At 65.8% G+C, this 13,636-nt stretch carries 8 protein-coding genes and 1 pseudogene; 1 reads left to right on the top strand and 8 read right to left on the bottom strand.

Annotated features, from left to right (window positions below):
- Window positions 1-141: 141 nt before the first annotated feature.
- On the bottom strand, window positions 142-1,686 hold the full coding sequence (locus tag ACVILH_RS17765; protein ID WP_456714042.1) for a flagellin N-terminal helical domain-containing protein: 1,545 nt from the start codon (window positions 1,684-1,686) through the stop codon (window positions 142-144).
- A 381-nt stretch (window positions 1,687-2,067) separates the two neighbouring features.
- Here ACVILH_RS17765 and flbT point away from each other — a divergent pair, with 381 nt between their 5' ends.
- Window positions 2,068-2,514 (top strand): flagellar biosynthesis repressor FlbT, encoded by a 447-nt coding sequence (gene flbT / locus ACVILH_RS17760; protein WP_456714041.1) that lies wholly within the window; start codon window positions 2,068-2,070, stop codon window positions 2,512-2,514.
- Between the two features lie 155 nt (window positions 2,515-2,669).
- Here the strand turns inward: flbT and ACVILH_RS17755 are convergent.
- The 7 genes and pseudogenes from ACVILH_RS17755 to flgK form a co-directional block, all read right to left on the bottom strand.
- Window positions 2,670-4,218 (bottom strand): annotated as a pseudogene (locus ACVILH_RS17755) (flagellin N-terminal helical domain-containing protein).
- A 341-nt stretch (window positions 4,219-4,559) separates the two neighbouring features.
- Window positions 4,560-6,068 carry a pyridoxal phosphate-dependent decarboxylase family protein gene (locus ACVILH_RS17750; protein WP_456714040.1) on the bottom strand — a complete coding sequence of 503 codons (1,509 nt, stop codon included), beginning with the start codon at window positions 6,066-6,068 and terminating at the stop codon, window positions 4,560-4,562.
- Window positions 6,065-7,255: an ATP-grasp domain-containing protein gene (locus ACVILH_RS17745; protein WP_456717013.1), complete on the bottom strand. Its 1,191-nt coding sequence runs from the start codon at window positions 7,253-7,255 to the stop codon at window positions 6,065-6,067. The genes ACVILH_RS17750 and ACVILH_RS17745 overlap by 4 nt, the downstream gene beginning before the upstream one ends.
- 52 nt (window positions 7,256-7,307) lie before the next feature.
- On the bottom strand, window positions 7,308-8,936 hold the full coding sequence (locus ACVILH_RS17740; protein ID WP_456714039.1) for a hypothetical protein: 1,629 nt from the start codon (window positions 8,934-8,936) through the stop codon (window positions 7,308-7,310).
- Window positions 8,937-8,946: 10 nt separating this feature from the next.
- Complete coding sequence (locus tag ACVILH_RS17735; protein ID WP_456714038.1) at window positions 8,947-9,750, bottom strand: hypothetical protein; 804 nt, start codon at window positions 9,748-9,750, stop codon at window positions 8,947-8,949.
- Window positions 9,751-9,845: 95 nt separating this feature from the next.
- A complete protein-coding gene (locus ACVILH_RS17730; RefSeq protein WP_456714037.1) occupies window positions 9,846-11,717 on the bottom strand; it encodes a flagellar protein in 1,872 nt (623 codons plus the stop codon).
- 12 nt (window positions 11,718-11,729) lie between these two features.
- A complete protein-coding gene (gene flgK, locus ACVILH_RS17725; RefSeq protein WP_456714036.1) occupies window positions 11,730-13,595 on the bottom strand; it encodes a flagellar hook-associated protein FlgK in 1,866 nt (621 codons plus the stop codon).
- Window positions 13,596-13,636 lie beyond the last annotated feature (41 nt).

Here is a 13,636-nt window from a genome sequence, read left to right as displayed (position 1 = left end):
AACGCCTGGTTACGGCGCGGCCCGGCCGTCTGCTCCTCTTTCCAATCCAGTATTGATACGGGCCAAGTCCTTGAACCAGGCGAAAAAAAGCGGCGGGGTCTCCCCCGCCGCCTTCGCTGCTTGTGTGAGAACGCCTTAGCCTTAGCGCAGCAGCTGCAGCACGCTGGCCTGCGACTGGTTGGCGAGCGACAGCGCGGACACCGCGATCGACTGGCGGGTCGACAGCGCCTGGCTGTTGGCCGCTTCCTCGTTGGTGTCGGCCAGCGTCAGGTTCGACGAGCCGGTCTGCAGCACGTTGATCAGGTTCTTATTGAAGTCCTGACGGATCTGCACCACCGACAGGTTCGAACCCAAGGTCGAGGCTTCCGACCGCAGCGTGGAGCTCGCGGTGTTCAGCAACGTGATCACCTTGTTCGCCGAGTTGTTGTCGAGGAAGTCGGTGCCCGAGGTGAGGTTCGAGAGGCCGAGACCGCCGGTGTTGAAGGTCACGCCGGTGATCGACAGCGTCGACTTGCCGTTCTCGTTGAACGTCAGCTTCAGCGTGTCGCCGTTGAGCAGGTTGACGCCGTTGAAGGAAGCGTCCGCCGCGGTCGTGTTGATCTGCGCCAGCACGTTGTTGTACTGGGAGACCAGGCTCGCACGCTGCGTCTGCGCCGTCGAATCCGCCACCGGAGCCGCCGCCGTCAGGCCGTTGAAGGCCTGGCTGGAGCCAGCAGCCGTACCACTGATCGCACCCACCGTGGCCGAGGCCGCGTCGTTGGTGGTCGAGATCGAGATCTTGCCGGTGGAGTCGATCGAGGCCTGGAGGTTGTTGGCGGCGAGCGCTGTGTTCAAATCGTTCAGCGAGTTGACCTGCCCTGTCCCTAGCCCGAACGTGATGCTCGTGGCGGTGCCACCTCCTGTGGCACCGATCGTCAGCGTCTTGCCAGCCAAGCCGTCGCCGACAGCACTCAGCCCGAGCTTGGCCAAGGTGCCGCTGCTGCCCGAGAGCGTCAATCCAGCCGCCGGCGGCGTCAGGGTGATCGCACCCGCGGTGATCGACGAGGTCACGCCGGTCGCGGTCTGGATCGCCGACAGCAGGTTCGACACGGTGTCGCCGATGCCGATGCTGGTGCCGGTCGAGGACGTGCCGGTGACGAAGCTGAAGGTGGTGCCGTTGACGACCAGCGTCTCACCCGAGGTGATGCCGGTGGCCAGGTCGTTCGACGAGGTGCCGGCGGTGCCCGACAGCTTGGTGCTGCCGGTGATCGCGACAGCGGTCGTGTTGTCGTTCAGCACGGCCGTGCCGGTCACAGCCGTCGTGCTGGCGCCCAGCAGGCTGGTGGCGGTGGCGCCGGTGAGAGCGGCGGAGGTCACGCTCGACTTGGTGGAGTAGCCCACCGAGCTCTGCAGGACCTGGTTGGCGATCGACTTGGCGCTGTCGACGAGCTTCTGCAGCGAGGTGATGCCGGTGTTGGCAGCCTGCAGCACCTGCACGCCGTTGCCGATGCCATCGAGCAGATTGGAGATGTCGGAAGCGCGGTTGTCGAGGCCTTGGGCGGTGAAGAAGTTGGTCGGATTGTCGAGCGCCGAGTTGACCTTCTTGCCCGTGGAGAGGTTGTTCTGGGTGGTGGCGAGGAGCTGAGCCGTCGACTGGAGCGAAAGCAGATTCTGGCGCACCGACGCCGAGAGAACAATGCCTGACATTTTCATACCCTTCTGGTGTGACTCAAACGACCGATCTCTTCGGAGATCGGTTGTGCCCGCATCGACTTCGCAACCGGGCGACGTGGATCAAGGTAAATGGGAGTGGCTAACAAAGGGTGAAGCAGCGCGGCGCAGCGGCTGCATGCGGTACCGCCGACGCGCATCACGCTCCGCGAATGATCAGGCGATCACATTGAAAACACCTGACATTTACCAAACCGGCCGAGCATTTACCCGGCGTTAACCATGTTCGGAAAGGATCGCTGCGCGCCGACCGATCGAGCGCGCAGACTGTTCGCGCGATTTTAGACTGGCCCACTGAGTTGCGGCCTCGCCGGAGCAGGTTCGGCGCCGCGCCGATCGCGGCAACGGAGGACGAGAATGGCCCTGAAAGTCGAACTGAAGCCGCATGAGCGAATCATCATCGGCTCGTGCGTGATCACCAACACCGACCAGCGGGCGCGTCTGCTGATCGACGGCGACAACATCCCGATCCTGCGCGAAAAGGACATTCTCACGCCGGAGACCGCCGACACGCCGGCCAAGCTCGTCTATCTCGCCGTCCAACTGATGTACATCTCGCCCGGCGCGGATGCGGATCACGGCACCTATTTCAACCTGCTGCGCGACATCATCACGACGGTGCCGAGCGCCTGGCCGATCATCGAGGCCATTAACGGCCACATCCTCAACGGCGATCTCTATCAGGCGCTGAAGGAAGCCAAGAAGCTCGTCGCGTTCGAGAAGAAGCTGCTCGAGCAGGCGCAAGCCGAACAGCTCGCCGAGCAGCAGGCCGAAGAGGCGAAGCCGGTCAGCTCCGCGGCCTGAGCCGCGCAGCCTCAGCGCACAACGAAGAGCCCGGCTCTGCGTAGGCAGAGCCGGGCTCTTCGTTTGAGGCGCAGCATCGCCTCGTCCCCTGCCCTTCAAGACGCGAAGGCGGCGGGGTTTCCCCCGCCGCCTTCTGATTTTGAGAGGTCCGCGGATCAGCGCAGCAGCTGCAGCACGCTCGCCTGCGACTGGTTGGCGAGCGACAGCGCGGACACCGCGATCGACTGGCGGGTCGACAGCGCCTGGCTGTTGGCCGCTTCCTCGTTGGTGTCGGCCAGCGTCAGGTTCGACGAGCCGGTCTGCAGCACGTTGATCAGGTTCTTGTTGAAGTCCTGACGGATCTGCACCACCGACAGGTTCGAACCCAGGGTCGAGGCTTCCGACCGCAGCGTGGAGCTCGCGGTGGTGAGCAGACCGATCACCTTGTTCGCCGAGTTGTTGTCGAGGAAGTCGGTGCCCGAGGTCAGGTTGGAAAGGCCGAGACCGCGCGGTGTTGAAGGTCACGCCGGTGATCGACAGCGTCGACTTGCCGTTCTCGTTGAACGTCAGCTTCAGCGTGTCGCCGTTGAGCAGGTTGACGCCGTTGAACGAGGCGTCCGACGCCGTGAGATTGATCTGCGTCAGCACGTTGTTGTACTGCGCGACCAGGTTCGCACGCTGCGTCTGCGCCGTCGCATCCGCCACCGGAGCCGCCGCCGTCAGGCCGTTGAAGGCCTGGCTGGAGCCAGCAGCCGTACCACTGATCGCACCGATCGTGGCCGAGGCCGCGTCGTTGGTGGTGGAGATCGAGATCTTGCCGGTCGAGGAGTCGATCGAGGCCTGGAGGTTGTTGGCGGCGAGCGCTGTGTTCAAATCGTTCAGCGAGTTGACCTGCCCTGTCCCTAGCCCGAACGTGATGCTCGTGGCGGTGCCACCTCCTGTGGCACCGATCGTCAGCGTCTTGCCAGCCAAGCCGTCGCCGACAGCACTCAGCCCGAGCTTGGCCAAGGTGCCGCTGCTGCCCGAGAGCGTCAATCCAGCCGCTGGCGGCGTCAGGGTGATCGCACCCGCGGTGATCGACGAGCTCACGCCGGTCGCGGTCTGGATCGCCGACAGCAGGTTCGACACGGTGTCGCCGATGCCGATGCTGGTGCCGGTCGAGGACGTGCCGGTGACGAAGCTGAAGGTCGTGCCGTTGACGACCAGCGTCTCACCCGAGGTGATGCCGGTGGCCAGGTCGTTCGACGAGGTGCCGGCGGTGCCCGACAGCTTGGTGCTGCCGGTGATCGCCACGGCAGTCGTGTTGTCGTTCAGCACGGCCGTGCCGGTCACCGCCGTGTTGCTGGCACCCAACAGGCTGGTGGCCGTGGCGCCGGTCAGGGCCGTCGAGGTCACGCTCGACTTGGTGGAATAGCCCACCGCGCTCTGCAGGACCTGGTTGGCGATCGACTTGGCGCTGTCGACGAGCTTCTGCAGCGAGGTGATGCCGGTGTTGGCAGCCTGCAGCACCTGCACGCCGTTGCCGATGCCATCGAGCAGATTGGAGATGTCGGAAGCGCGGTTGTCGAGGCCTTGGGCGGTGAAGAAGTTGGTCGGATTGTCGAGCGCCGAGTTGACCTTCTTACCGGTGGAGAGGTTGTTCTGGGTGGTGGCGAGGAGCTGAGCCGTCGACTGGAGCGACAGCAGATTCTGGCGCACCGAAGCCGAGAGGACGATACCTGACATTTTCATACCCTTCTGGTGTGAAACAAGAACCCGATCCCTTCGAGATCAGGCTGCCGCTCAGGTCGACTTCGCGTCCTGGACAGCGGCGTCACGGTGAATGGCAGTGGCTAACAAACGCTGAAGCGGTTGTGGCGCCGGCCCGGTTCAATCCGGCCAGCGGCTGTGCATGCGGTTGTATCGTGGCCGCAGCCGATGAGCGCACGCGTTGAAATCACACGCAGATTTAGGTGTGCGCGCGCGTCTTCACCACGCGTCAACCAACTTCGGAAAGGTTGACGCCGTCCTATCAGGTGATCCGCATGATCGGGTGATCGACCTGAGGTGGTGGGAGGTGTTTACCATCACGGCGCGAGCGGCGGCGCCTCCAATTCGATCAATGGCGAGAGGCCGGCCGCGCGCTGCCGGCCGAACATCAGGACCGCCGCCACCAGCCGATCGATGTCGTGCGCCTGCGTGCGATGATTGACGATCGCAGCGCGGATCGCCACGCGGCCCTCCAGCATCGTGGTCGAGGGTGCGGCGATGCCGGATTCATGGATGTCGGCGACGACAGCGCCATTGATCGCGTCGGCATCCGTGCAGCGGTAGCGGAAGCAGACGATGTTGAGATTGACGGGAGCCAGCAATTCCAGCTCAGGCTCGGCACGCACGCATGCTTCGAGATGTCGCGCCAGCGCGCAGCTCTGCGCGATCATGCGTCCAAGCTGGTCCGCGCCGTAGGTCCGCAGCGTGAACCAGGTCTTCAGCGCCCGGAAGCCGCGCGACAGATCGGGACCGAGGTCGCACGGCCATTCCGCGCCGGCCGCGAGGCCGCGCGTCTCGCGGCGTAGATAGGCCGCGGGCGAAGCGAAGGCGTCGCGATGCTGTGCGCCGTCGCGCACCAGCAGGAATCCTGCGTCATAGGGCACCTGCCCCCATTTGTGGAAGTCGAGCGCGATCGAATCCGCCCGCTCGATTCCGGCGAGCTTGGGCGCGAGTTCCGGCGACAACATCGCCAGCGCGCCGAACGCTCCATCGACGTGAAACCACAGGCCCTCGCTGCGGCAGAGCTCGGCCAGCTCAGCGAGATCGTCGATCGCGCCGATGTCCACGGTGCCGGCGGAGGCGACGACGAGAAACGGGTGCAGGCCCGCAGCACGGTCCCGACTGATCGCGGCGCGGAGCGCTGCGACATCGATGCGGTGCGAGGCGTCGACCGCGATGCTGCGCAGTGCGTCGCTGCCGAGGCCGCAGATGTCCATCGCCTTGGCGATGCAGCCATGCGCGGCCTTCGACGTGTAGGCGCGCAGGCGCAGGCCGACTTCGCCGAGACCCTCGCTGCGAACGGAGGCGCCGAGGGCGGCACGGCGCGCCACCAGCACGGCCATCAGATTGGCCATCGAGGTGCCGGTGACGAAGATGCCGCTGGCGTTTTCAGGGAAGCCGAACAGCTGCCGCGTCCAGCCGACCACCTCGCGCTCGATCTCGATCGGCGCGTGGTCGCGGCCGCCGAGATTGGCATTCAGCCCGGCCGCCAGCATCTCGGCGAGCATGCCCACCACTGTGCCGCCGCCATGCACCCAGCCCATGAAGCCGGGATGCACGTTGCCGGTGGCATGGAGAACGACGAGCTCGCTGAAATCGCGATAGACCTCGGCGAGATCGGTCGGCGCGTGCGGCAGCGGACTGCAAAAGCGCTGCCGCGTCTCACGTGACATCGGCTGCCAGACCGGGCGGTCGCGGATGCCGGCGATGTAGTCGATCATGTCATCGAGCATGCGATGACCTTGCGCGCGCACCTCGCTCCAGTCCTGCGGATCGAGCGTGTCCGTCTTCCGCAGCGACGGATCGATACGCGCGGCGTCGCTCACGCCGCCTGCTCCGCCCGCGAGGCGGCGCGCTTTGCGATCATGTCGGCAAAGGCTAAGAAGATCTTCTGCATCTGCGGCGGCTTGTAGGGGAAGACATCCGGCGGATCCATGTTGTGCACGACCGCCGTGTTGTCGGCCTCGAACACCAGCAGCGCGCCGTCCTTGGTCTCCGCGCAGTCGATGATGAAATAGTCGAGGCCGATGCGCTCGGCGATCGCCGAGAGCACGCTGCGATGACGCCGGCCGAAGCCGATGTCGAAGGTCTGCATGAACGTCGCCTCTTCGAGGCGCTTGCTCTCGCTCGCGGCCATGCCGGCGTTGAGGTACCAGATGTCCCAGCGCTTCGCGATCGCCATGTGGCAGGCATAGGCCACGCCATCGACGAACACGACGCGATATTTGCGGAACTGTCCGTCCTCGCTGGCATAGTCGACGAAGCGCGACACGAAGAACTCCTGCTCGTCGCGCTCGTCGAGATACAGCGACAGTTCGATCGGCTCCTCGACCTTCTCGAGGCCGACGCCGGCATGGGAGCCGCGCGGCCGGACGATGATCGGAAAGCCGAGCGCGCCATTGACGTCCTCGATCAGCTCGCGCTCGTCCGCGACCTCAACCAGGCGCTCACGGTCGACCGGAACAGTCGCGGGGATCGCCAGCCCCTCGATGCCGGCGAGCAGCGTGTGCAGCTTGTCGCGGTCGAGATGCCAGATCCGCTCGGGTGAATTGAGCAGCGGGCGCGGCCAGCGCGCCGCGACGGCATTGATCTCGTGCAGCGCGTGCTGGCAATCCTCGGAATCGGAGGCGATGACGATGGCGATGTCGTGCGCCGGCAGCGGCGCCGGAAGCTCCGCGCCCGGGACGACGTAGAGCAGCAGCAGCTCGATATCGCTGTCCTCGAGCAGAAACTCGATCGGCGTATTGCTGCCCATGTCGGTTGCCGCCGCCAGCGCGAGCACGCGCAGCCGCGGCGTCGGGCTCTTGCCCGTCACGCGATAGAGCTGCTGCGCCTGCAGCACGTCATGCTGGATCGCGAGTCCGGAGGATTTCTCGCCGATCAGCTGCGCGACCAGCGCGAGATCGAGCCCCTCGCCCGGCGTCGCGGTGCCGTCGAGCAGCTTGCCGAGCAGCGCGGCCCATAGGGGCTTGAGATCCTGGCCGTCGAAGGCGGCCTTGGCGATCTTGGCCATGCCGATGCGCTCGGCGCAGTCTGCGCCGGCCGGTTCGGCGAGAGCGAGCAAATCAGTTGGCATGACAGATATCCCTGAGATCCTGGCTGCTCAGATCAGTGACGAGCAGCTCTGTTTTGGCGACCACGTCGGCGATGCGGTCGATGTCGGCTTCGAGATTGACGCGCGCGGTGGTGACATCGTCGCACCACGCCTCCGTCACCTCGCGCGCGCCGATGCACAGCCGCAGCGCCGCGGCCGGCGGCGCACCGTCGCGGTCGATGCGCACCGGCTGGCCGATCAGGCACTGACGGCCGGCCACGGCGGCATCGCGGCCGCTGAAGCGGTCGCTGAGATCCTGCTGAAGCGCGCGATAGACCGCCTGGGTCTCGCCGAGATCGAGCAGATGGCCGTCGCGCTGAAGCGTGAACGGAAAGATCGTGGGGAAGCCGAATTCGCTGGTCGCCTGATCGGTGGTCGCGCCGGTTGCGAGCGGACGCAGCACTGGCGACAGCATCAGCAGGCTCTCGATCGCCTCCCCGAGCTGCCGGATCGCCATGCGGCGGAACACCTCGGGCACCGCGTGATAGGCCGCGATCTCCTCGAGCGCAGCCTCCCAGCGCAGCCATTGTCCGATATTGGCGCGCGGCACTGATCGCGCCCGCAGATCCGTCCAGGCCATCGGCCAGTCGCTGCGATTGACGTAGCCGAACAGGCCTGCCGCCAGCGCCGGCCCGCGGCGCATGATAGCTGCCACATCGCGCGGCACCAGCAGTGCGCCGCTGAAGGCCGGTCCGCCGAAGAATTTCGAGCCGGAGATCAGAATCAGATGCCCGCGATCGAGATGATCGCGCAGCCGGGTCGGATCGAGGCGCATCTGGCAGGCATCGACGACGATCCGGGCACGGCCCGGCCAGCGCCGCGCCACCTCGTCCAGGCACGCCAGTCCCGGCGCGCGCCAGCCGAGCTTGGAGGCGTCCATCGCCTGTAGCAGGACGTTGCGCCCAACGCGCACCAACGCGTCGACGGTCTCGATCACCGCGGCGTCGACGTCGCTGCGCGGCTGCATCGATGCAGCCTCGAGCAGCGGCAGGAACACCGCGTCGCCCGAGAGACCCTCGATCGACGCGTCCCTGGTCACGGCGAGGCCGCTCGCGGTTCGCGTGCTGAAATGGCGTCCGCGCGCGCTGGCGGCGGTGCCGCTGCCGGTCTGGTCGCTGCCGACGATCACGCTGGTGAGATTGTCGCCGAGCATCGCGCGCACCAGCGCCAGCGCGTGCAGCTGCGCATCGGTGCCCGACGGCGAAAAGATGATGTCGATGTCGTCGGAGAGCTGCAGATGGACGCGCAGCTCGCCGCGCATCTCCTCGGTGCGGCGGTCGAGCGCCTCCTTGAGCGGAAGCGAGATCGCCGCATGCATTAGTCGCTCGCGCGCAAGCTCGGCGCGGGCATAGGCGCGCTCGGAAATCGGCGAGGCCGTGCTCGACGAGAAGCACAGCAGCTCCGGCGCCGGCGACGGCCCGCAGCCATAGGCATTGCGGCCCCAGGGACGATCGAGCGAAAGGCGGGTGTCGCCGCCGTCGATCAGGAGATCGCCGAGCAAGGCGAAGAGATCGCGCAGCCCTGTGCTTGCTGCGCCCTCCCCGCGCCAATCGGCGGCGGACGATGTCGAAAGCTCCGGCCGGGTTGCAGGCGGCGTCATGGCGCGATCGTCACGCGGCGTCTGCGGCGGCCGTGGGGACGTTCACGGCCGATGCGAATTGCGAGGCGACATTGCCGTGGAACACCGACGGTCCGACATGGTCGAGCCGGCTGTCGAGGTCGGCCCAGATCTCGCCGCCGAGATCGGTCCAGCGCTTGCAGAACGCGAAATCCTCGCTGAGATAGGTGCCGGTCTCCGGGTCGATCATGCATTCGAACAGCGCGAAGCGGTTCGGGCTGCCGGCCAGCGCGTCCTGCGAATGCTCGCGGAAGAACTGCAAGGATGCGTAGGCCGGGTGCGCGATCATCGCCTCGATCACGCGGCGACGGATCATCAGGAAGCCGGTGCCGGCATAGCGCACCCGCGTGAAGCCGTTGACGACGGCGACATGGTCGGGATCGTCGATCTCGAGCACGTAGTCGAGCGACGCGGCGGGAACATCCATGCGGTTGGACTGGATGGCGCGGCGCGCCTTGGTCCAATTGACCTTCTTGACCGGATAGACGCCGGCGACCATGTCGCCGCCGGATTCGATCAGGCGAAACACCTGCTTCGGCGTGAAGCCGATGTCGGCATCGACAAACAAAAGATGCGTCGCGGTGGGATCGTTGAGGAACAGCGTGACCAGGTTCGCCCTTGCGCGGGTGATCAGCGCATCGCCATCACGCATGTGGACGGTCAGGCCGACATTGGAGGTGGCGCGCAGCTCGCGCTGCAGGGCGAAGATCGAGCTCGCATAGATGCTCGACACCTGTCCGCCGAAACACGGGGTGGCGACCACCAGGTGGATCCGCTCGTCCGTCACGTCACTCACGTCAGCCTCCAGACAAAGAGGCTCTCGCCCCAGATCTGAACAAAAGCTAAAGAGACGTGGTTAACGAAAGCCTAACCGCCGCCTCTCCCGTTGTTTTACAGATATTTGACCAGCGTAAGCTGGGCGAGCATCGCGGTGGTCTGATAGGACGCCTGCAGATTGGTCTGAAGCTGCAGAATCTGGCTCGCGACCTCCTGCTGCGAGATGCCCTCGGTCTGGTCGACCATGGCCTGCATCGCCGCCTTCGCCTGGGTCTGGCGAGCCGTCGCGTCCTTCATCGTGGTCTGGGCGTTGGCGAAGTCGGTCTGGATGTCCGAGATCGTCTGCTGGCCGAGCTGCGGCGTCAGGTTGGCGGCGATGCGCTGGCTGAGCGCGCCGATCTGCTGCCCCGCATTGGCGCCGGCAGGCGGAGTGTTGACGGCGGCATAGACCGCGGTCTGCTGCACGAGGTTGCGGATCGCGAACTCGTTGCCCTGGGCGCCGAACTGGATGCTCTGGGCGGTGTCGATGCGGATGGTCGCGCTGGACCTGGCCGAGCCCGGCCCGCTGTTGCCGGTGTACCAGTTCACGGTGTTGGCCGAGCCGTTGACGAGGCTGGTCGCCGACGCCAGCGGCGAGCCGGACACTCGCAACGGCGGCGTCGGAGCCGTGACCGTGCCCGAGAAGCCCAGAGCGGACAGCGCGCCGGCGTTCGAGCTCGTCACCGAAAAGCCGGCAGCATTGTCGGTGCGCAGGGTGATCACGCCACCGCTCACCGTGGACGCGTTCGACGTGCCGCTCAGCGCGTCGATCTTGCCGAGCAGCGTCTGCACGGTGTCGGTGACGTTGATCTGGTTAGCGCCATTGGCGCCCGAGGCGACGAAGGTGAGCGTCTGTCCGTTCACCGTGATCGTGTCGCCGGTGGCGAAATTGGTGGCGATCGAATTGGTGCTCGCCGCGCCTGACAGCAAGGTCGCGCCGGTGATCGGTGCCGGGGTCGCGGCCTTGTTGTTGACGACAGTGCCGGAGACGGAGCTTGCCGTGTTGAAGAAGTTGTCGCCCGCAGTGACCGCCGAGGCGGCGACGAGCGAGGTATTGGCCAGGGTCGTGAGCGCCGTATTCAGCGCCGCATTGAGGTTGGCAGAGGTCGCGGCCGGCGTCGCGCCGATCGCGAAGGTGTTGGCGGGCGCCGGCGTCGTCGTCGAGGCCGTCAGCTTGATCGCCTCCGAGGTGCCGTCGGGCAGCTTGAAGGTGAAGCTGATCTGGTCGCCGGCATTGGGATTGCCAGCGGTGAGATCAACCGAAATGCCGGCCGGCGAGCCCGAAGGTCCGGTCACGGTGGCGTTGGTCAGCGACGAATTGACGTTGCTCAGCTTGAAGCCAAACGGCGAGCCCGCAACATCTTCCGCAAGCGTAATCGGCATCGTCGCCGAGGCCGAGAGATTGAGGCGACCTAGGCCGTTCAGTCCGAGATCGGCCTGCTGCCGCTCGGCGATGACCTGCTTCAGACCGGCCTGAGTGGCTGTGCCGTTGAGGATGTCGTCGGCCGAGGCGATCGCCGGCCGGTCGGTGGCGGTGCCGGAGAAGATGAAGCGGTCGCCGACCTGGGTGTTGAGAATGCCGGTGATCGCCGACAGGTTCGACGAGGCCGTCAGCTGACCGGTAGTCTGGCCGGTGCTGGTGAGGTTCTGCGGCGTCGCCGCGGCGCCGGTTTGGATCTGGCTGCTGATCTTCGACAGCGATTGCAGCGAGCTGTTGACCGCGCCGATCACCGTGTTGACGTGCGTCATCGTCAGCGTGAAGGACGAAATGTTCGCCAGCTGCGCCCGCGCCGCGATCGCAAAGCCCTCGTCCGGGCCCATGCCGGCATATTGGTTCGACTTGACGCCGCTCGAGAGCTGCGTCGAGAGGTCGGCGAGCTGATTGGAGATGTTCCGCACGGACAGGCCGAGCAGAGACGTTCCGTAATTGACACTGGTGATCGTCATCTTACACGCGCCTTACTGATACGCCTGGAGCAGGCTTTGCATCATGCTTTGCACGACCGACATGATATGAGCGTTGGCCGCATAGGTATTCTGGACCTGGATCAGGTTGGACATCTCGCTGTCCATGTTGACCCCGGCGGTGGCGTGGAACTTTTCCTTCAGCGTGCTCACGACCACGCTCTGGCCCTGGCTGAGCTGGGTCGCGAGATTGGAGGCGCTGCCCTGCTGGCTGACGAACTGCTGCAGATAGCCCGACACCGTGCCCTGGAACGGCTGCGCGGCCGAGCCGAGGCCTGTCGTCGGCGAGTAGCTGAAGGTGGCCGAGGTGAGCTGCGAGAACAGGAAGTCCGGCCGCGTCGCATCGCCCGCCGGCGTCTGTGGCGAGGTCGAATAGGTCGACAGCTTGGTCGCGTCGTTGAGCAGCGCCGGATTGACGTTGAGCCGCCCGGCCAGGCCGGTCATCTGGATGCCGGTCGAGGTGATCTTGCCGGTGTAGAGCGCGCCGCCATCGGTGAAGAGCGGCAGCTGCGCATTGCCGCTCGCCAGCGTCTGCACCGTCGTGGTGGACGAAGCCGCCCGCACCGTCGCCTGGCTGGTGCCGTCATCGGTGATGCGCAGCGTCGTGCCGGAGGGATTGGCGAATTGCAGATGCGCCGAGCCCAGCGCGCTGTTGAGCTGCGTGACCACCGAGGCCATGCCGAGCGAGAAGTCGACGCCGACATAGGATGGGTTCGCGCCGGTCGCATTCTGCAGCGGCAGCGCGGCGGGATCGTTGACGTTGACGATCTTGACCTGGCGCTGGACGTTGCTCGAATCCGTGTAGGTCAGATTGATGGTGTTGCCGGCGAGCAGGCCCGTGGTCGAGACGTCGAAACCGGCCGGCGGACCGGTGACCGCAGTGCCGGCCGTGGTCTTGTCGGACAGCGCCGACGACATCGTCGCCGCGAGCTGGTCGACCTGGGTCTGCGCCTGCACGAGCGTCTGGTCGCGTAGCTTCAGGTCGGCCGCGATCTGGCCGGAGTTCAGCAGATTGTTGGCGACGACGTCGAGCGACACGCCGTTCGACAGCTTGATGTTGAGCTGGCCGACGCCGGACTGGGTCGGGTTGCTGCTGTAGAGCGAGGTGGCATCGAGCGTACCCGGCGAGGAGAAGGTGAACTCCGACGACAGCCCTGCGCCCACCAGCTGGACGCCTGAATTGGTGAACACGCTGACGCCGTTGGTCGAGTCCGAGACGACGCGGATGTCGGCATATTTCGACAGCGTGTCGATGGCGTTATCGCGCTGGTCCTGCAACGTCGCCGATAGCGGATCTGACGGGCTGAGCCCCTGAAGCTGCGTGTTCAAGGTGGCGATCTGCTTGATCGCCGCATTGGCCTGGGTGACCGAGTTGCCGATGTCCTGATCGACATTGGTGCGCAGCGTCTGGATGCCCTTGGTGGTCGCGTTGAGCTGCTGCGCCAGTCCCTGCGCCGCCGACAGCGCCACCGACTGCGCCGACTGGTTGCTTGGATTGTTCGACAGCGATTGCAGCGCTGTGGTGAAGTTGTTGAGCGCCGTCTCGATCGTGCCGCTGCCGCCGGGCGTGCCATACACGCTCTGCAACTGCGTCAGGATATTGGCCATCTGATTGGCATAGGCTCCGCCCGAGGTCTCGGTGCGGAGCTGGTTCTGCACGAACAAATCGAGCTGACGGTTGACGCCTGTCGTCATCACCGTCGAGCCGAAGCCGCCGGAGGCGACCTCGATCTGGTTCGGGTTCTGCGCGACGTAGCCGGGCGTGTTGGCGTTGGCGACGTTCGACGAGATGATCGAGAGCGCCGCCTGCGTCGAGCGCAGGCCGGACATCGCGGTGGCGAGGGCTGAACTCAAACCCATGTTCGTTTGCCTTATGTCAATTCAACTGCCACGTGGCCGCG

The organism is Bradyrhizobium sp. USDA 4353 (assembly GCF_054063215.1).
The sequence above is the reverse complement of the archived record's forward strand: the minus strand, read 5'-3'. Positions and strand labels throughout refer to the sequence as shown.